Source organism: Luteimonas sp. A501, from assembly GCF_054052085.1.
On sequence record NZ_JBSVRI010000003.1, the window covers coordinates 131,537 to 149,775 of the forward strand.

Below are 18,239 nucleotides of genomic sequence, written 5' to 3' on the forward strand. Positions count from 1 at the left end.
ACCGCGGGCGGTGCATCCGGCGCGTCAGTCGATGGGGTCGGGAAGCGGCGCCGGCAGGTCGTCCGCGGGAAGCGGCTCGGAGGTCACCGGGGCCTCGTCGACCGGCTGGAATGCGCTCGGTCCCTGCGGCGGCAGGCTGTCGCTGCCGAGCGGGGCGGTCCGTGCGCCGGTAGCCGGTGCGTCCGGGGCTGGTGCGGCCACCGGCGCGGCGTCGCTGCCGGCGGTGTCGCGCGAAGCGCCATCGGTGGCGCGGTTGGCGCGCGCCAGCGCCGTGGCTTCTTCCAGGCTGTCGCGGAAATCGACCACCGCGACCGAAGGCTGGCCGGTGGCGCGGCCCTCGAAGATCATCCGCGGCGTGGTGTCGCGGCCATAGGCGGCCTCGTTGGCCTCGTCGTCGATCGAAAGCACGGCGCCATCCAGGGCCACGCCGGCAAACAGGCCGCGCGCACGCGACCACGACCAGATCTCGGCCTTGAGTTCGCCGTCGGTGGCGGTGGAGGCGTTGCGGCCGACCGGGCCGGCGGCAACCCCGGCGTCGGCACCGAGCGTGAACTTGCCGTTGACGATCGACTCAAGGCCGCGCTCGCTGCGGAACACCAGCACCACGTCGGCCGATTGCACGCCGGCCTGGAAGCCGATGCTGCCGCCGGTGAGCTTGACGAAGCTCGGGTTGGACCAGGTGCCGTCGGGATTCTTCACCGACATCAGGCCGTGGCCGCGGCGGCCGCCGATCACCAGGCCGATCTTGATGGTGTCGGGCACGACCACGATCGCGTGGCCTTCGTCGAACAGCTTCTCCGGGATCGCCGACTCCGGGATGGCCTGGATGTCGGTGAGCACGCGCACCGCGTTGAGTGCGCGTGCGTCCTCGTCGGGACCGGCGGACGCGGGCGCAGCCACCAGCGCAACGCACAGTGCAGCGGCGAGGACGGGCAGGCGGAGCAGGTGGCGCTTGGCGGTCATGGACGACTCCGTGGCGGGTACGCGGACAGTGGGAGGATGCGACGCAGGGCGTGCGATGTCGACCGCGCCGCGTGGGCCGTCAGGCTATTCGCGCGGCCATGAATCGGCGGTGAGCCTGCGTGCCGCCGTACCGGACCGTACACTGGCGGGCCACGCCCGCACGCAAGACGCCAGCCGCCGCCCATGACCGAAGCCGCCCTTCCCGCCCGCGATGTGCTGTTGCTGGCCAACCTCGGCACGCCCTCGGCCCCGACCGCGGACGCCGTGTCGCGCTACCTCCTCGAATTCCTGTCCGACCCCCGCGTGGTGCAGCTGCCGCGCCTGTTCTGGCAGCCATTGCTGCGCCTCGTGGTGCTGCCGCTGCGCGCACGCAAGGTGTCGCACAAGTACGCCGAAGTGTGGATGGATGGCGGCTCGCCACTTGAAGTGCACACGCGCCGGCTGGCGCAGGCGGTGCAGGGGCTTCTGCCCGGCGTGCACGTCGAACACGTGATGCGCTACGGCGAGCCCGCGCTCGCCCGCCGGCTGCGCGAACTGCGCGGCGAAGGTGCGCGCGTGCTGTTGCTGCCCCTGTACCCGCAGTACTCGACCACCACCACGGCCTCGATGGGCGACGTGGTCGCGCGCGAGATGCCGGCCGCGCGCATGGTCGGGGATTACCACGACGATCCCGCCTGGGTCGCCGCGGTCGCCGACTCGATCCGCGCGCACTGGGCGGCCCACGGCCGCGGTGACCGGTTGCTGTTCTCCTTCCACGGCATCCCGCAGCGCCTGGTCGACCAGGGCGATCCCTACCAGCGGCAATGCCTCGCCGGCGCGCGCGCGATCGCCGCCGCGCTCGAGTTGCCCGACGTGGCCTGGCAGACCACGTTCCAGTCGCGCTTCGGCGGCGGCAAGTGGCTGTCGCCCGCAACCGACGCCACGGTTCGCGCGCTGCCCGCCGAGGGCGTCCGTCGCGTCGATGTCGCCTGCCCGGGCTTCGCCGCCGACTGCCTGGAGACGCTGGAGGAGGTCGCGCTGCAGAACGCGGAGTTCTTCCGCGAGGCCGGCGGCGCGGAGCTTTCCTATATCCCCTGCCTCAACGACGCGCCGGCGCACGCCAGCGCGCTTGCGGCGATCGCCACCCGCGGCTTCGACGCATGGCGCTGATGCAGGACTTCGCGCTCGCGCTGCCGATGGGCACCGTGCGCGGCCTGCGCACGGGTGCGGCCGGCGCACCGCGCGTGCTGGCCCTGCACGGCTGGCTCGACAACGCCGCGAGCTTCCTGCCGCTGGCGCCGCTGCTCGGCGCGATCGACCTGGTGGCGCCCGACCTGCCGGGGCATGGCAGCAGCGACCATCTGCCGCGCGGCATGGACTACTCCTTCGCCGGGGCCGTGCACACCGTGCTCGACATCGCCGACGCGCTGGGCTGGGAGCGCTTCGCGCTGCTCGGGCACTCGATGGGGGCGGGCATCGCCAGCCTGGTGGCCGCGGCATGCCCGGACCGTATCGAACGGCTGGTCGCGATCGAGGCCCTGGGCGCGCTGGCCGAGGAGCCCGGACGCACCGTCGAACGACTGCGCGAAGCGGTGGCGTCCACGCGCGCGCTCCATGCCAAGCACCTGCGCGTGTTCCCCGATCTCGACATCGCGGTGCGCGCGCGGATGAAGGCCAATGGCCTGGGCGATGCCGCCGCGCGCCTGCTGGTCGAGCGCGGCACGCTGGCGGTGCAGGGAGGCTGGAGCTGGAGCAGCGACCCGCGCCTGACCCTGCCGACGATGGTGCGCATGACCGAGGCCCAGGTCGAGGACCTGGTGGCGGGCATCAGCTGCCCGACCCGGGTGCTGTTCGCCGATCCCGCACAGCCCTACCTGCCTGATCCCGTGCGTCGCGCGCGCGCCGCGCTGCTGCCCGCCGGCGAGCTGCAGGTGCTGCCCGGCGGACACCATCTGCACATGGAAGACCCGCACACGGTCGCCGCCGCCATCGGCGACTTCCTCGCCGCCTGAGCGTGATCTAGTGCCGCGTGGCCCTGTCGCGCAGCCGGATGCCGACCAGGACCTGTTCGCCATTGCGGCTGGTGAACGTGTAGGTGGCTTCCCGCTCGCCGCGACTGAAGCCGAGCATGGCACTGTCGGCCTGCTGCATCGCCAGCGTCTGCGACCAGCCCCTGCGCTCCATGTCGGTGCGCGCGGCCTCGAACATCGACGTCGCCGAGCCGCCCGACTCCAGGTTCACCAGTCGCGCGCCGCCGACGTCCATCACGCTGTTGATGCCGTAGTTCGCCGGCAGGAACACGTCGCCGGGGAAATCCGCCGGCAGCGCGACGCCGTCGCTTGCGACGATGGCCATTGCGTCGCCGCCGCCATCGCCGCGCATGCGCAGCCGGTTGCCGTCGCGATCGACGTCCATCCGCTCGCCCGTCGCGCGCCCGATCGCGGCGTCGGCCGCGGCGTCGGCGGCCCTTTGGCAGCCGCCTGCAAGCAGGACCATGCTGGCCAGAAGCGCGGAAAACAGTGGGGGGGACATTGGACTTGCTCCGGACTCGCCAGCGTGGTGGCCTGATCCGTACAACGATGTCAGCCGGGTGGACCGGACAGCATCCTCAGCATCGCCTTGAGGCGCCGGCCGTGCTCGCGGAACCAGTCGCGCTCGCAGCGCCAGTCGGGGCAGCGTGCCTCGACCTCGGCCCAGAACGCCGGGGAGTGGTCGGCGTGCACCAGGTGGCAGAGTTCATGCACCAGCACGTATTCGAACGCGGCCGGCCGGCCCAGCACCAGGGCCAGGTCGAGGGCGAGCGTGCCGTCGGGTGCCAGCGAACCCCACTGCGAAGACATCGCCCTCAGGCGCACGCGCGCCGGTGCGCGCGGCAGGCCCGGCAGGTAGCGCGGCAGCCACGCACCGATGTCGGCGCGGGCCTCGCCTTCGTAGAAGTCGCGCAGGGCGCGGCGCAGCGCGTCTCCGCCGCCGCGGCCGGTGTGGCGAAACACCAGGCCGTCGCCGTCACGCGCGACACAGGCATAGCGACCGGGTTCCCAGCGCAGCGGAACCATTGCGCCCCGCAGCGGCAGGGCCGGCGTGGTGCCGCGCTCCAGCGGTGCGACGATGTCGTCGATGGCGTGCGCGCGCAGCTGGGCCAGCAGCCAGTCGCGGTGCAGCTCAAGGAAGCGTTCGCCGGAGATCGCGCTGGCGCGTGGAGGCAGGGTCAGGCGCGCACCGCGTTCGTCGACCGACAGCCGCAGCCGGCGCGCACGCGGGTCGCGCACGCGCAGCACCGCGACCTCGCTGCCGTCGTCCATCGCCAGCGCGACGATGTCGCGCTGGATGTTGCGGGCGCCCGGTGCCGGGGACTTCGTGAGCAGCAGGCGGAGCAGGGACGACATGCGTGGATTCTACCGGCGTGCACGCCGCGATTCGCGATCAGGCGTCGACGCGCGACAGCTTCAGCGCCGGCTCGAGGATCTCGAACAGCCGCCGCACTTCGGCCGACATCAGCATGAAGCGTGCGTCGAGTTCAGCGCGCAGGTCATCGCGGTCGCCGCCTTCGAGCTGGTCCACCGCGCCGTCGAGGAACTTGATCTTGCGCAGCACCAGGTCTTCGCCGAGCACGAACGAGACGTGGTCATCGAGCACCAGCGCCAGCTTGGTGACCTGTTTTCCGGCCTCGAGGTGGTGGCTGATCTCGTCGCTGCCCAGGTCCTGGCGCTGGCACTTCACGATCGCGCCGGTGTCGTTGCCGTCCTTGAGCTCGCACTCCTCGCCCAGCGACAGGCCTTCGGGCAACGGCTCGCCCGCGATCCATCCGGTCAGCACGCTGCGCGGCGCCACCTCGGCGTTCGCCGGCAGTGCCGGGAAGCTGCCGAGCGCCTGGCGCAGCGCGGAGACCACCGCCTCGGCGCTCTTGCGCGATGACGTGTCGACGATGCACAGGCCGTGCTTGAGGTCGAGCATGGCATCGGTGCGCGAGGGGCGGACGAAGGCGCGAGGCAGCAGTTCGTGGATCAGCTCGTCCTTCATGCGCTTGCGTGCGCGGCCACCAGGGCGGCGGCCTTCGCGCTCCTCTGCTTCGTCGAGCTTGCGCGCGAGCATGTCGTTGACCACCGCGCCGGGCAGCAGCCGGTCTTCGCCGCCGACCGCGACCCAGGCGGCGTCGTTGAGGCGATGGCTGTAGGCCTCGGACTCGCGGCCGAGCGCGGCCACGAAGCCGCTCGAGGACAGTTCAAGCGGGCCGACGGGCTTGAGCGGATGGGTGCCGAGCGCCTCTTCGAGGCCCTCGAGGTCGAGCGATTTGGGGAAGCGGAACAGGGTCAGGTTGCGAAAAAACATGGGGAATGGGTGCCGTGGTCGATGTGGGGGATCAGGATGCGCGCGCGCTGTCTCAGGCGACGCGGCGGCGGCCCGCGGATACGGGTCGGGACGTGCGTTGATGGAGCATCAGGAAACGCTGCCGGCGTGCAGTTCGGTGGAGGGCAGGACGATGCTCATTGCGCGAACATTCTAGCGGCTGCCCGCCGAGGTCCGCGCACTGCATGCGGCGCACATGCCTGGCGTCGCCGGGCATGGTCGCCAAAGGTATGCTTCGCCCATGTCGTCATCAGGCAAGGGGCTTGCGCAAGTCATCCGGCACCCGCCGCTGCGGGTGCTGCTGGCGATCGCCGCGCTTGCGGTGGTGGCCGTGGCCCTGGTCGGCGGACTCCGCGGCACCCGCGGCAAGACCCTTGCCACGCACGGTGCCGGTGCCGTCATCGATGCCGGTGCGCTGGAGCTCACGCCGCTGCGCGCCTGGATCTCCGACGTGCGTCCGGGTCGCGACCGCCCTTCGTCCTTCGGACCCTCCGAACGCTACCTGGTGCTGCAGGTACGTGCACTCAACCGCAGCGACAGCAGCCAGGCGGGCGGCTTCGCCCTGCACAACTCGATCCTCTGGCTCCCGGTGTTGCCTGGCGAGGGGATCCGGCCCGAGTCGGTGTCGCGTTCGGACGACCACGGGACCTACTACCACCTGCCCCCGCTGCTGCCCACCGAGATCGACCTGGTGTGGGTCGTGCCCGCGGACTGGACGCCGGATGCGGAGACGCAGTGGGGCGTGCGGGCGGTGCGCTTCAAGTCGCGGACCTGGCTCACCGGCGGCAGCGAATGGCTGCCGGCGGAGCAGTTGGCCAAGCTTGTGCTGCCGCTGGAAGAGCAGCGGGCCATGGAAGCGGGACCGTGAATGTGCGCAGGCGGCCGCGCTGGCTTCCGCGCTGGCGCGACCTGCTGCTGGCCATGCTGGCGCTGGTGGCGATCGTCGTCCTGCGCAATGCCGAACCCGCCTACAACGAGCGGCTGCTGCCGATCGTGCTCGACGGTGGCGTGGAGCAGCGCATCCAGGCGCGGAACTTCGCGGTCGAGGCCAAGCGCCCGAAGCTGGCCCATGCCTATCTTGTCGATGGCGGAGCGCCCGCGCCGGACCCCCGGCGCGTCGCTACGGCGGGCATCTGGCTCTCGGTCGTGGCCGACGTCGAGGCGCTGCGCGTGCCGGGCCTGGTCGGCGCGCGGATCCGCACCCGCGACGGCCTGCTCTACCAGGGCAACCAGGACCGGCCGGCGACCGCGGTGAACTTCATCGGCAAGACGCTTGATCCCGGACTGCCGGTCACCGGCGCCTGGTTCTTCGAACTTCCACCTGGCCAGGTGGAGGGTGCTCGCCTGCAGCTCTTCTGGGGGCCGTATGACGGCCTCGGCGGGATCGACCATCTGGTCGACATCGACCTGGGCCTCGATGCCACGCGTACGCGGCAGCTCCTGGACGAGGCGCCCGCCGCCCTGGACCTGCGCGGATGAACTGGTGGCGGCGTAATGGCGGGTGGTTGGCCGGCGCGCTGCTGCTGGGTGCGCTGGCCGTCGCTGTCCCGCTGCGCTCCGCATTGCAGGACCGCGCGGGCTGGGTGCCCTCCTACCCGCGCGAGGCAGCGCCCGGCGAGTGGGTGGAATACGAAGGTTCGCGCTGGCGGGTGGTCGAGGCGTTCCTGGCCAAGGCCGATGCGCCTGAGGTGCTTGAGTTGGGCTATCGGAAGGATGCCCAGGTGCTGGTGGTGCAGTTCGAAGTGCTCCCTGGCCGTGACGCCACCGCCGAACGGCTGTCGCAATGCCGCAGCCGCGTGTCCGATCGGGAGGAGCGGCACTGGGATGCCGACACCGGCCTGGCGGCAAGCCGCCGGGCCAGGCGCGGCCTGGGCCAGGACTGCGGCCATGGACCGGTGCGGGCGGGAAGGGAGCCGGCGGAGATCGGGCGGCCCTTCCGCTTCGAGAAGATCTATCGCATCTCGCCCGGCCACGAGCTCGAAGATCTCAGTCCCGAACTGCGCTTCATGCAGAACGAACTCGAGCCCCAGGGCACCTACCTGCGCTTTCCACTGTCTTCGTCCACGGACTGAGCGCCGGACGCCGCGGCACGCATCGCCGCCGGCAGGCGGGTGGCGACATAGCCGAAGGTGGCGGCCAGCAGGCAGACCCGCGGCAGCTCGGTGAGCAGCGCCGGGCGCAGCGAAGCGGGGCCGTTGACGAACACCGACAGCGGCACGCCGATCAGCCGCCACTCCCAGTCGTCGCGTGGTCCTATCAGCAGCGCGGTGAAGCGGAACAGGGAGGCGTCGAGGCTTGCCAGCAGCTGCCAGCCCAGGCACAGCGCGAGCATCGCCGGCAGGCCCGCGCGCAGCACCAGGCGCAGGCTGTTGACTACCGGCACGCCCTTGCCCGCCCAGCCCGAACTGAGCTTGCCGGCGAGCTTCTTCCAGATGAAGTGCAGGCCCTTGTAGCGCGACGAGAGCAGGCGGAACGGCGCGTCGGCGACCCCCAGGCGCTGGCGCCGGCGCAGGTCGAAGCCGTAGATGATTGCTGTGATCGCCAGCCATACCAGGGGCATCAGCATCGCGCCCGCGGCGGTGGAAACCAGGTCGAGCACGGGTTGCAGCATGCGCCTGGGCGGGGCGAGGAAGCCCGCGTCGGGAAGCGGGTTGCTCCACCACTGCGAGACCGCGACGTAGACCGCGCGTGCATGCCACCAGTCCTTCAGCCAGCCCATGCCCCTGGCGACCGCGGCCACGCCCACGAACACCCAGTAGGCCTCGCACAGGGTCGCGAGTACGCTCCAGCCACCGCGTCCGGTCGCTGCCACGCGGCGCTTGGCCACGTGCCGGAGCACGGCCGCCGCGGCGAGCGCGATCCAGATGCCGCGCAGGGCGAAGACGTCCTGCAGGTTCTCACGGCCCTCGAACGAAGCGCCAAAGAGGTAGCCCGTCAGGAAGGCCCGGCGCACGTTGTCGAGCAGGCCCCAGGTCGCGTAATAGGCGAAGAACGGCAGCAGGGCGATCGCCATCGCGTTCAGCCAGGGCCGCACCACGTGCCCCGGCCCGCTGCCGTGCGCCGGGGCCAGTGCCAGTGCCAGTGCGGGCAGCGATGGACGCAGCACCAGGAACATGGCAATGGTGCCGGCAAGCTGTGCGACCACCAGCGCCGCGACCACGGCATAGGACAGCACCAGGCCGAAACTGGACAGGCGGATGGCCAGTGCCATCAGCAGTTCATGGGCCAGGCGCTGGGCGAAGAACCAGAACAGCAGGGCCGGCCAGTGACGCCACAGCAGGGTCGCGGCAAGCCGGGGGATCCCGGTCCAGGCGGGATCCAGTGCGTGGCGGTCCAGGTGCGGGGCGGCTTGGATGGCGGACATGGCGACAGCCTAGCGCAGCCGGATCACCTGTTCAGCCGGCTGTGTTGGTGTTCTCGGTGCCGCCGTTGCAGCGGGCGTGTAACCTCGGGGCGATGCAGCCCGTCGACCCCGCCGAACAAGCCCGTCTCGTCCAGCGCCTGGTGGAGTTGCGGAGCGGGCACCGCGACCTGGATGCCGCCATCTCCCGGCTGCACCTGGACCCCTGCGCCGACGAGCTCATGGTCAAGCGCCTGAAGAAGCGCAAGCTGCAGCTGAGGGACTGCATCGAGCGCCTGGAGTCGGCACTGATTCCCGACGAGCCGGCCTGAGCCCACGCCGGCCGGCCCTGCCCGGCCCATCAGGACTGCAGGCTGGGGCTCTCGCCTTCGCGGACCGCCTCGGGGCTGATCTTCTCGATCGTGTGCCGCAGCTCGCGGCCCAGGATCAGTTTGGCGTCGCGCGCGAACGCGGCCAGGCGTTCGTCGAAGGCGAGCTTGCTGTTCTGGTCGAGCTTGACCAGGCCCATCTCGCGCAGCTTCTGGATGAAGCCGCGGAACAGCGCCTTGTCGAAGAACTCGGGTGCCGCCGGCGCGTACAGCAGGCTCAGGCGCTGAGCGGCGAGCTGGCACAGGCTTTCGAGTTGGCCTGCACCGAGTGCGCCCGAACCGTTCTTTGCCAGCACCGAAATCGCGATGTAGTAGCGCTCGAAGGCCTGCTGCAGCGGATGCCCGATCGCGCGCAGGCGGAACACCTCGTCTGATTGTCCCGCCTGGCGGGCGATGATGCCGCCGTCGTCATCGCTGACCTGTTCCAGCAGGCCCTCGCGGATGAACAGGTCGATGGTGGCGTCGATGCGCGCGGAGAAGCCATCTTCGTCCCAGGGCAGGAACAGCTCGCCCTGCAGGAAGGGGTACATTCCGCGGCCGATGCGCAGCAGGGTTTCGCGCGCCATGCGCCGGTTGTGCAGGAAGCAGCACGCGATCCAGGCCGACGCGGTGAACAGGTGCACCACGTTGTTGCGGAAGTACGAGAGCAGCACCGCGGTTTCGCCGTCCACGCGCAGGACGTCGCCCAGCGGATGGACCACCCGGTGCAACACGCCGATCTCCTCGCCGTGGGCGATGATCTGCTCCGGCGAATGCGGGGTCACCGTCACCAGCGCGCTGTAGGGCACTTCCGCCAGCAGCTTCTTCGACAGCACGATCTGTGCGGTCAGGTCGCCCTCGCCCATCGCGTGCTTGGGCGTGGACAGCAGTGCCAGCGCCAGCAGGTTGATCGGGTTGACGTCGGCGGCGCTGTTGACGCGCTCCTGGATGCGCTGCGCGGTGGCGTCGACGGTGGTCGCCAGCCACTGCGGCTTGTCCTCGTCGGACAGCGGCTTGCCGTCCCAGTCGGCCGCGTGCTCGGCCAGCACGTCGGCCAGTGCGATCGGCTCGCCAAAATTCACCACCACCTGGCCGTAGTTCTGCCGCAGCACCTTCGGGATGCCCCACAGCAGCGCCCAGATCGACTCGCCCTCCTTGGGCTTGCCGGAGAGTTCGTCGAAGTAGCTGTTGCCCTCCATCAGCTTCTCGTAGCCGATGTACACCGGCTGGAACAGCACCGGGCGCGTCGGCTGGCGCACGAAAGCGCGCACGGTCATCGCCACCATGCCGCCCTTGGGCTGCAGCAGGCGTCCGGTGCGCGAGCGCCCGCCTTCGATGAAGTACTCGATCGAATAGCCGCCGGCCACCAGCTGCGCCACGTACTCGGTGAACACCGCCGAATACAGCGCGTTGCCGCGGAAGCTGCGGCGGATGAAGAAGGCGCCGCCCTTGCGCAGGATGGTGCCGATCACTGGCAGGTTGAGGTTGATGCCGGCGGCGATGTGCGGCGGCACGATGCCGCGGGTATAGAGCAGGTACGACAGCAGCAGGTAATCCATGTGGCTGCGGTGGCAGGGCACGTAGACGATTTCATTGCCCGGGGCCACCGCCTTGAGCTGGTCAAGGTGGTGGACCAGGACGCCGCGGAAGATCCGGTTCCAGACCGTGGTCAGCAGGAAGCTGGCCGAGCGCACCACCGGATGCGAGTAGTCGGCGGCGATCTCGTAGGCGTAGCCGTGGGCCTTCTTCCAGGCCTCCGCCTGGCCCTTGGCGGCATCGCCACCCTCGCGCCGGGCCTGGTCGGCGATGGCCTCGCGCACCGGGCCCGAGGACAGCACCTTGTCCACCAGCAGGCGCCGGGTCGACAGGTCGGGGCCGATGACCGCGGCGCGGATGCGGTTGAAGTGGGTGCGCAGCAGGCGCGACAGCTTGCGCACCTCGCGCTCGGGCTCGAGGCCTTCGGCGATGATGTCGCGCACGGCCACCGGCGGCGCGAAGCGCACCAGGGTGTCGCGGCCGTTGAGCAGGATCGCAAGCAGGCGCCGGAAGCGGCCGACGATCGCCCAGTTTTCCGAGAACAGCACCGAGAACCAGCCGCTGTTCTTGTCGGGCGCGCGGCCGACGAAGATCGACACCGGCACCAGCTGCACGTCCAGCGCCGGATCCTCGTGGTGGGCCTCGAGCAGGCGCGCCAGCGAGTCGGAGTGGCTTTTCTTCTTCTTGGGCTTGCGCTGGGTGGCGATCTGGGTGGCCAGGGCCAGCGTGCTGCCGGCGTTGCGCCGCGACAGCGCCACGTAGGCGCGCTTGCGGCCCAGCAGGTCGCCGGGCAGCGGCACCAGGGGCGATGGCAGCCTGGCCTCGCGGCAGGCGCGATCGAGGATCAGGGCGTTGGACATGCCGTAGTCCTCGAGCACATAGCAGACCTGGCGGCCATCGAGGCTGTCGCCCGGGCCCTGCGGCTCGATGCTCAGCCCGATCCAGGGTGCCAGCAGGCGCCCGAGCAGACGGGCCCACCACGGTCGCGGGCGGCGCGAAGCGCGCGCCGGCGCGCCAGTCGCGGGGCCGGGTTCAAACAGGGAGGGCTGGGTTGGCATCGTCGACATTATGCCCAAGCGGCGCCGACGCCCCCGTTGCGGGGCCCCGCGGGCGTCTGGTTCATGGAGCGGCTACCGGGCCCGCGGGCGCGCCCGGATCGTGCTGCGGCCGGGGCTGTGGACCAGGCTGCAGTCCGGGCTGTGGCCCTGCCGGCAGGCCAGCGGCGCGGACGGCCTCGCGTGCGTGGCGCAGGTAGTCGCTGAGGTACCAGCGGTCGTCGACGCGCTCCATCGCGACCACGGTGTCGATGGGGCTGCCGGCAAGGGTGTAGCGCAAGCGCACGGTCGCCTGGTCGCCCTGCTGGACCTGCAGCGCGGCCTGGACGCTGTCGAACGTGGAGTCCAGATCCAGGCCATGTCCCGCGAGCACGCGCTTGGCCTCGTTGGCGAAGATGCCGAAGCGCTCGAGCGAAGCATCCATTCCGGCCGCGGCGATGCCTTCCGCGGTGGTCGGGCCGAGGGCGCGCGCGGCGGCGACCAGGCGCGGGATCGCGGCCTGGGCAAGCTCGCGGTCGGCGAGCGGTGCGCCGGCAGCCCATTGCGCCATCGCGGCCACCAGCTGCACGTAATGCTCGCGCTCGGCATCGCTGAAGTCGCCCTGGTGCTCGACGTACTGGGCCCCGAACATGCCCATGGTGGCCGCGGCGGCGCGGATTTCGCGCCCGGAGCCCGCGAACTGGCGCTCGAAGTCGGCGGCCAGCGTGCTTTCGGCGTCCGGCGCGGCCAGCGCATCCAGCACGGCGGGCAGGTGTTCGGAGAACGGCAGCTCGTCCAGCGGCCAGCGCGTGTGCCCGGCGCGCCAGGCGACCTGGAGCTGCGCATGCAGCGCTGGCGGCACCGCGTCGCGCGCGAAGGCTGCGAGATCGCCCGTGCGCATGTGGCCGGCCAGCACCTCGACTGCGAGCGCGGGCCGGCTGAGGTCACTGCCGGCGGGGGCCTGGGCCTCGGGCGGCACCGGGCGACAGGCCGCAAGCAGGCCTGCCACGACAGTGGCGACCAGCAGCGACCTCAGGATCGGTGGCATCGACATGGGTAAAGTTTCCCCTCCCCGGGACGGCCCATCTTGGCCACCGCCCGGCGCCGGCGGCAAGCCTGCGCCGTCACAGGTCGCGGACGATCCAGCCATGCGCGGCCGCCGCCGGGGCGTCCACCGCGGCTTCCGCGACCCGCTCGGGCGTCTCCCCGGCCGCCCAGGCGGCCGCGATCGCCGACAGCCGGTCGCGCGTGGCGCGGGTATAGGCGCCCTCGAGTTCGTTCTGGGCGTCGGCGGCGAGCTTCTGCGGATACAGGGTGCGCGCTTCCTCGCTGCGGTTGAACATGGTGATCATCCGGGCGAGGCTGCTGCGGAAGCCATCGGCCGACAGCGCGGTGCGCTGGGTCCGCTGCAGGTGCCAGACCACCAGGTATTCCACGGGCCCGAGCATGCGCCGCGGGGTGGCGCCGAAAAAATGCCCCGACAGCGCACTGGCAGCCACCGGTGCCCCATGGTCGGGCAGGCCGGTAGCCCCCCAGGAGCTGAGCGCGCCGCCGGGCAGGTCCATCCGCCGCAGCGCCACGCCGAAGGTTTCGGCCAGCAGGCGCTGCGCGCGTTCGTCGTCGCTCTCGGCAACCACGCCGACCAGGCGCAGGAACAGCGGGTATTGCTCCTCGCCCAAGCGGCGCACGAGGCGCTTGAGGACGGCAAGGCGGTATTCGGGATCGGAGTGCGCGGCCAGCGCCGAAACCAGACGGTCGGCGGCCGTGCGCAGGGCGTCCGGGGTGGGCAGGGATTCGTTCATGGCCGCGGCATTATCGCGGCTGCGGCAGGCGGGTGCCTGTCCGGCTCAGTTGAAGGCGTCGAGCACCGAGTCCACGGCGCTTTCCGCGGCCTGGGCCAGTGCCATGCCACCCAGCCGCGCTTCCAGGCCAAGGTCGCCTGCCAACATGCGGCCGCCGGTGGTCTCCCACGCCGGAGCGGTGAGCACGCGCTCACCGGCATCGGCCAGTGCAACCGGTGCGGCTTCGGCGTCCGCGACGGGACTGCTGCCCTGGACCTCATGCGCATCCCCACCCTGGCGACGCAGGTCGTCCAGCTGCCCGTCAATCCGGTGCAGGCTGGAAGCGAGGTTGAGACGGGAGTCGGGACCGATGGTGCTCATGGGGCGTTGCAGGACCTGGGAAGGGGATTCGTGGCGATGGGAGGACTCTATCGCCAAGGGGGCTGCTTGCCACCTCGGGGGAACCCTAGTCCCGGACTTCCGTTCAGCTGTCTTTCCATTTCGAAGCGGTGCGGGCGCAGGCCGGCGCTCGCCTTTCGCTTGCGTCCGCAGGCGCTTGTGCAACGAAGGGCATGCTAGCTTTCCGGGGCACTCCGGAGGACACGATGGCGAAAGACGAGGGCGCCGACAGAACCGAGCCGCCGACCCAGAAAAAGCTCCGCGACGCGCGCAAGGACGCGAACGTCAGCAAGAGCAAGGAGTTGACCAGCACGGTGCTCGTACTGGGCTGGCTGGTTGGTGGCTGGATGCTGCTCGGCTTCATGTGGGACCGGCTGCGCGCGTTGTTCGATGCCAGCCTGGCCGCGATCGGCACGCCGTTCGCGGAGGCCGCCCCCGCCCTCGGCGTCCATGCGTTCCAGACCCTGTTGGCGCTGAGCCTGCCGCTGTTGCTGCTGGCCCTGCTCCTGGGCCTGGTGGTGGAATTCCTGCAGGCCGGCCCGGTGGTGAGCATGAAGAAGCTCACCCCGGACATGTCGAAGATGAACCCGGTCGAGGGCATCAAGAAGATGTTCTCGATGGACAACCTGGTCGAACTGGTGAAGGCCTTCTTCAAGAGCATCGCGCTGCTGTTCATCGGCGGCGTGGTGCTTTACGGCATGCGCCACAGCCTGCTGATGCTGCCGCACGCGCCGCCCGCGGCGATGGGCACCGCGATCTGGCACGGCCTGCTGCGGATCGGCATCTGGACCATCGGCGTGTTCTTCTTCGTCTCCGTGCTCGACGCCTGGTACCAGAAGTACTCCTACCTCAAGCAGCTGCGCATGAGTCGCCGCGACATCAAGCAGGAGGTCAAGGAGAACGAGGGCGACCCGTACGTGAAGCAGCGCCGCAAGCAGTTGCACCAGGAGTGGTCGCAGCAGAACATGCTCAATTCCGTCCGGGGGTCGAACGTCGTCGTGACCAATCCAACCCACATCGCAGTCGCGCTGCGGTTCGAAGCCGGGGACACCGACCTGCCGGTGGTCGTGGCCAAGGGCGAAGGCTACCAGGCCGAGGAGATCAAGCGCGCGGCCGAGGAGGCCGGGGTGCCGATCCTGCAGAACGTCCCGCTGGCGCGCGGTCTCAACGAGAAGGTCGAGGTCGACGACTACATCGCCACCGAGTTCTTCGATGCGGTGGCTGAAGTGCTGTTCTGGGCCGAGGGCATCCGCCGCGGCGAATGAGGCTCAGCCCAGCGCCTGCTCCAGCACGCCCAGCAGGTGGCGGTTGCTGCCCAGTCTCTGCAACACGATCTCCACGTACACCCCCAGCAGCAGCAGGATCAGCGCGGTCGCAAGCCAGGCCTTGATCGGGAGCGTCAGCGCGAACACGTTGAGCTGCGGTGCATACCGGTTCACCAGGCCGAACGACAGGTCGATGATGAGCAGGATGACCATGATCGGCGCGGCCATCACCAGCACGGTGGTCATCATGAAGTTGAACTGGCCCACGAACAGGTTCATGCCGGCCGCGGGCAGGTCGGGGAAGTGTGAGGTCACGGGCCAGAGCACATAGCTGCCCATCAGCAGGTCTAGGAACACCAGGAACGCGCCGCTGGCCATGAACAGCCAGGTCGCCAGCTGCGAAAGGAATTCGCCGTGCAGGGTGACCTGGTGGCCCTGGATGGGATCGAAGACCTGCGCCATCGACATGCCCACCTGGGTGTCGACCACGCTGCCGACGGCGGCCACGGCCCAGAACACGATGCCGAAGCAGAAGCCGATCGTGACCCCGATGAACACTTCCTTGAGCACGATCAGCGGCCACTCGATCACGCCCAGGCTTTCCATCGGCAGCCCTGCCAGCGCCATCGGCAGCACGATGATGCCGAGGCTGACCATGAAGCTGTTGCGCACCATCGCCGGCACCGTCTCGCGGGTCATCAGCGGCAGCATCAGGAACGCGCCGATGACCCGCGGCAGTACCAGCGCGAGCGCCAGCAACGGGTTGCCGAGGAAGTCGAACACCCGTCAGTTCCGCACCGTCAGGCCCGGGAAGTCGCGGAAGATGCGGTCGGTGTAGTTGTACAGCGAGCCGCCGATCAGCGCCGCGGTCACGAACAGCATCAGCACGATCGCCAGGAACTTGCAGGCGTAGGCGAACGTCTGCTCCTGCAGCTGGGTGGCGGCCTGCAGGAACGCGATGACCAGCCCGACCAGGGCCGCGGCGCCGATGGGCGGCCCCGACAGCAGCATGACCAGGAACAACGCCTCCTTGGTGAGTTCAAGGACCTCGTTCACGTCATCCGCCTCCCCCGTAGGTCAGCACCAGGCCGTGGACGAGCTTCGCCCAACCGTCCACCAGCACGAACAGCAGCAGCTTGAACGGCAGCGAGATGGTGGTTGGCGACAGCATCATCATGCCCAGCGCCAGCAGGATGTTGGCGACCACCAGATCGATGATCAGGAACGGCAAGAAGATCAGGAAGCCGATCTGGAAGGCGGTGGTCAGCTCGCTCACGGTGAACGCAGGGATCACGACCATGAAGTCGTCGACGTCGATGTCGTCGCGGCGGTCGGCGGGCAGCAGGCGCTGTGCGCTGCGAAGGAAGAAGGCGCGCTCGGCGTCGTTGGAATGGTGGATCAGGAAACTGCGCAGCGGCTCCTTGCCGGCCTCCAGGATGCCGAGCATGCGAGCGGCGTCCATCGGGACGTCGCCGCCGGGGGACGGCGGGCGCGCTGCGCCAGTGGCGGTGATCACCACCGGGCCTTCGTCGTCGACGTCGGGTCCGGCGTCGATGGGCTCCCCTGGAGGGTCGATGCCGTTGTCGACGTTCGCGAACTGTGCGGCGCGCGTGGGACCCTGGGCGCTGTCGATGTCAGCGGTGTCGCCCGCGGCCCGGGCCTCGGCTTCCGCCCTGAGCGCATCGGCCGCCGCAGGACTCGCCGGCGGCGGATCCGCGTCCGGGTTGGCGGCGCCGTCGCCGCCGGCCGTGGCCGGAACAAGCGGTGCTTTCGGCTGCCGCGCGGCAATGCGTTCGGCGCGCGCCACCGCGCGCTCCTCGATCTGCGCCTGGATCTGCGGCGGTGGCGGCTGGCCGGCCAGATAGGCGGTGACCGCGGCCTGGGTGTCGAAGATCACCGGCGACATCACATAGGCCGACAGCACGATCGCCAGGCCGTTGATCACCACGTTGGGCGGCACCTGCTGCAGGCCCAGGGCGTTGCGCAGCAGGCTCAGCACCACCACGATCTTGGTGAACGAGGTCACCATCACCGCCACGAACGGCGCCAGTGCGATGAAGACGACGGTGACGAGGACGACCGCCGGCGAGAAGGTGGTGAAATCCATTCCTCAGCTCCAGGACAGCAGGCGCACGCCGAGGGTGTCGCCCACGGCGACCAGTTCGCCGCGGCCGGCCACGCGGCCGTTGGCGCGGATGGTGACGTTGTTGCCTTCGACCACCGCGCCCAGTGCGAACACGTAGCCCGGCTGCAGGTCGGCCAGCTCGCCCACGCTCATCTCGGTGCGTCCGAGTTCGAACTCCACCTGCACCGGCAGGCTGCGCGCGGGATCCGGGGCGGGGGATGGCGCTTCGGCTGGCGTGCCGGCGCCCTGTTCGTTCTCGTCCATGGGTGGGTCCTCTCTGAAGATGGGTGTGGGGACGGGCTGGCCGTGTACGGTCCAGCCGGTGGGTGCGGGTGCCAGCGGCCAGTCGCGGCCGGCGGCGCGCGCGACGCAGGCGGGAGGACGGCCGCGATGGCCGGCGATGAGCACGTCGCCGGGACGCAGCGCGCGCCAGTCGCGCATCGGGATGGTGACCGGGAGCAGCAGGGAGACCGGTGCCGGCAGCGTGCGCCAGCGCCCGGCGTCGGGCGGCGGGTCGTGCTCGTAGGGTGGTTCGGCGCGGGCCGCAAGCGGCCGCAGCCAGGCGATCGGCACCCGCAGCCACGCAGTGGTGGCCGTCGTGGGCGACGATGCCGGCGGCGGCGGGCCTTCGCCTTCGCCGTCGTGGTCGGCGTCGCCCTGCTCGCCATCGTCGGGTTCGTCGTCGATATGCACCCGCAGCCACAGCGAGGGCGCGCCGCCGGCATCGCCTTCGCCTTCATCCGCGCCGTCGCTGCCGTCGAGCGCAGGCAGCATGGATACGCCCAGCCAGTCGCTCAGGCGGCGCAGCGTGGTTTCGTGGGCCAGGCTCCAGGCCAGGATGCGTGCGCGCCCGGCGTGGTCGCTCCAGCGCAGCCGCGCGTCATCGTCGCCCGCGGTGGCGGGGCCGTCCACGTGCAGCGCCAGCCGGGTCCCTTCGGCATCGATCAGGAAGCTCGCCGGTGGCGCGGTCCCGGGCGCAGCCTGGACCGCGGCGCCGTCGCCCAGCAGCCACCACCGCGGCACCGCGAAGAAGCCGCGCAGGGCCTCGCAGGAAGCCGCATCCACTGTCGGCAGCACGCCGTGAACGGACCGGGCCACGGGT

At 70.5% G+C, this 18,239-nt stretch carries 20 protein-coding genes; 7 read left to right on the top strand and 13 right to left on the bottom strand.

The genetic code is table 11. From position 1 onward, the window contains the following. Window positions 1-24: 24 nt before the first annotated feature. Entirely contained in the window at window positions 25-945 is a 921-nt protein-coding gene (locus ACW7G5_RS10220; protein WP_457004736.1) for a lipid-binding SYLF domain-containing protein, read from the bottom strand. 201 nt (window positions 946-1,146) lie between these two features. Between ACW7G5_RS10220 and hemH the strand changes: the two genes are divergently transcribed. Together hemH and ACW7G5_RS10230 are read left to right on the top strand one after the other, a co-directional pair. Next, window positions 1,147-2,112, top strand: a complete 966-nt coding sequence (hemH, locus tag ACW7G5_RS10225; protein WP_457004200.1) for a ferrochelatase — start codon at window positions 1,147-1,149, stop codon at window positions 2,110-2,112. After that, window positions 2,112-2,954, top strand: coding sequence for an alpha/beta fold hydrolase (locus ACW7G5_RS10230; RefSeq protein WP_457004738.1), 843 nt, complete (start codon window positions 2,112-2,114; stop codon window positions 2,952-2,954). The genes hemH and ACW7G5_RS10230 overlap by 1 nt, the downstream gene beginning before the upstream one ends. 7 nt (window positions 2,955-2,961) lie before the next feature. On the opposite strand, the gene ACW7G5_RS10235 is transcribed toward ACW7G5_RS10230, so the two are convergent. The 3 genes from ACW7G5_RS10235 to ACW7G5_RS10245 are packed head-to-tail and all read right to left on the bottom strand — an operon-like array spanning window position 2,962 to window position 5,271. Further along, window positions 2,962-3,474, bottom strand: coding sequence for a hypothetical protein (locus ACW7G5_RS10235; RefSeq protein WP_457004202.1), 513 nt, complete (start codon window positions 3,472-3,474; stop codon window positions 2,962-2,964). 50 nt (window positions 3,475-3,524) lie between these two features. Beyond that, entirely contained in the window at window positions 3,525-4,328 is an 804-nt protein-coding gene (locus ACW7G5_RS10240; RefSeq protein ID WP_457004203.1) for a M48 family metallopeptidase, read from the bottom strand. A 37-nt stretch (window positions 4,329-4,365) separates the two neighbouring features. Further along, the gene (locus ACW7G5_RS10245) at window positions 4,366-5,271 is read right to left on the bottom strand and encodes a recombination-associated protein RdgC (protein ID WP_457004205.1); all 906 of its coding nucleotides are present in this window, start codon (window positions 5,269-5,271) and stop codon (window positions 4,366-4,368) included. Window positions 5,272-5,530: 259 nt separating this feature from the next. Between ACW7G5_RS10245 and ACW7G5_RS10250 the strand changes: the two genes are divergently transcribed. Genes ACW7G5_RS10250 through ACW7G5_RS10260 form a run of 3 tightly spaced genes read left to right on the top strand, consistent with a single transcriptional unit; the run spans window position 5,531 to window position 7,361 of the window. Further along, window positions 5,531-6,157, top strand: coding sequence for a hypothetical protein (locus tag ACW7G5_RS10250; RefSeq protein WP_457004206.1), 627 nt, complete (start codon window positions 5,531-5,533; stop codon window positions 6,155-6,157). Then, the gene (locus tag ACW7G5_RS10255) at window positions 6,154-6,768 is read left to right on the top strand and encodes a hypothetical protein (RefSeq protein WP_457004207.1); all 615 of its coding nucleotides are present in this window, start codon (window positions 6,154-6,156) and stop codon (window positions 6,766-6,768) included. The genes ACW7G5_RS10250 and ACW7G5_RS10255 overlap by 4 nt, the downstream gene beginning before the upstream one ends. Next, on the top strand, window positions 6,765-7,361 hold the full coding sequence (locus ACW7G5_RS10260) for a hypothetical protein (RefSeq protein ID WP_457004209.1): 597 nt from the start codon (window positions 6,765-6,767) through the stop codon (window positions 7,359-7,361). Before ACW7G5_RS10255 ends, ACW7G5_RS10260 begins: the two co-directional genes overlap by 4 nt. On the opposite strand, the gene ACW7G5_RS10265 is transcribed toward ACW7G5_RS10260, so the two are convergent. Further along, window positions 7,325-8,653 (bottom strand): hypothetical protein, encoded by a 1,329-nt coding sequence (locus ACW7G5_RS10265; protein ID WP_457004211.1) that lies wholly within the window; start codon window positions 8,651-8,653, stop codon window positions 7,325-7,327. The genes ACW7G5_RS10260 and ACW7G5_RS10265 overlap by 37 nt on opposite strands. Before the next feature lie 92 nt (window positions 8,654-8,745). Here ACW7G5_RS10265 and ACW7G5_RS10270 point away from each other — a divergent pair, with 92 nt between their 5' ends. Further along, the gene (locus ACW7G5_RS10270; RefSeq protein ID WP_457004213.1) at window positions 8,746-8,961 is read left to right on the top strand and encodes a YdcH family protein; all 216 of its coding nucleotides are present in this window, start codon (window positions 8,746-8,748) and stop codon (window positions 8,959-8,961) included. Window positions 8,962-8,990: 29 nt separating this feature from the next. Here ACW7G5_RS10270 and plsB read toward each other — a convergent pair whose 3' ends face one another. From plsB to ACW7G5_RS10290, 4 genes are all read right to left on the bottom strand, one after another. Continuing rightward, a complete protein-coding gene (plsB, locus tag ACW7G5_RS10275; RefSeq protein ID WP_457004215.1) occupies window positions 8,991-11,600 on the bottom strand; it encodes a glycerol-3-phosphate 1-O-acyltransferase PlsB in 2,610 nt (869 codons plus the stop codon). A 52-nt stretch (window positions 11,601-11,652) separates the two neighbouring features. Then, window positions 11,653-12,621 (bottom strand): hypothetical protein, encoded by a 969-nt coding sequence (locus tag ACW7G5_RS10280; RefSeq protein ID WP_457004217.1) that lies wholly within the window; start codon window positions 12,619-12,621, stop codon window positions 11,653-11,655. A gap of 70 nt (window positions 12,622-12,691) precedes the next feature. After that, on the bottom strand, window positions 12,692-13,369 hold the full coding sequence (locus ACW7G5_RS10285; protein ID WP_457004219.1) for a hypothetical protein: 678 nt from the start codon (window positions 13,367-13,369) through the stop codon (window positions 12,692-12,694). A gap of 45 nt (window positions 13,370-13,414) precedes the next feature. After that, window positions 13,415-13,729 carry a hypothetical protein gene (locus ACW7G5_RS10290; protein ID WP_457004220.1) on the bottom strand — a complete coding sequence of 105 codons (315 nt, stop codon included), beginning with the start codon at window positions 13,727-13,729 and terminating at the stop codon, window positions 13,415-13,417. A gap of 224 nt (window positions 13,730-13,953) precedes the next feature. Between ACW7G5_RS10290 and sctU the strand changes: the two genes are divergently transcribed. Beyond that, on the top strand, window positions 13,954-15,012 hold the full coding sequence (gene sctU / locus ACW7G5_RS10295) for a type III secretion system export apparatus subunit SctU (protein ID WP_457004222.1): 1,059 nt from the start codon (window positions 13,954-13,956) through the stop codon (window positions 15,010-15,012). Window positions 15,013-15,015: 3 nt separating this feature from the next. Here sctU and sctT read toward each other — a convergent pair whose 3' ends face one another. From sctT to sctQ, 4 genes are read right to left on the bottom strand one after another with little or no spacing between them, the layout of a single operon-like run. After that, the gene (gene sctT / locus ACW7G5_RS10300) at window positions 15,016-15,795 is read right to left on the bottom strand and encodes a type III secretion system export apparatus subunit SctT (RefSeq protein ID WP_457004224.1); all 780 of its coding nucleotides are present in this window, start codon (window positions 15,793-15,795) and stop codon (window positions 15,016-15,018) included. Between the two features lie 3 nt (window positions 15,796-15,798). Beyond that, window positions 15,799-16,068 (bottom strand): type III secretion system export apparatus subunit SctS, encoded by a 270-nt coding sequence (sctS, locus tag ACW7G5_RS10305; RefSeq protein ID WP_456965402.1) that lies wholly within the window; start codon window positions 16,066-16,068, stop codon window positions 15,799-15,801. A gap of 1 nt (window position 16,069) precedes the next feature. Beyond that, window positions 16,070-17,119, bottom strand: coding sequence for an EscR/YscR/HrcR family type III secretion system export apparatus protein (locus ACW7G5_RS10310; RefSeq protein ID WP_457004226.1), 1,050 nt, complete (start codon window positions 17,117-17,119; stop codon window positions 16,070-16,072). Between the two features lie 3 nt (window positions 17,120-17,122). Next, window positions 17,123-18,235 carry a type III secretion system cytoplasmic ring protein SctQ gene (gene sctQ / locus ACW7G5_RS10315; protein WP_457004228.1) on the bottom strand — a complete coding sequence of 371 codons (1,113 nt, stop codon included), beginning with the start codon at window positions 18,233-18,235 and terminating at the stop codon, window positions 17,123-17,125. Between the last annotated feature and the right edge of the window lie 4 nt (window positions 18,236-18,239).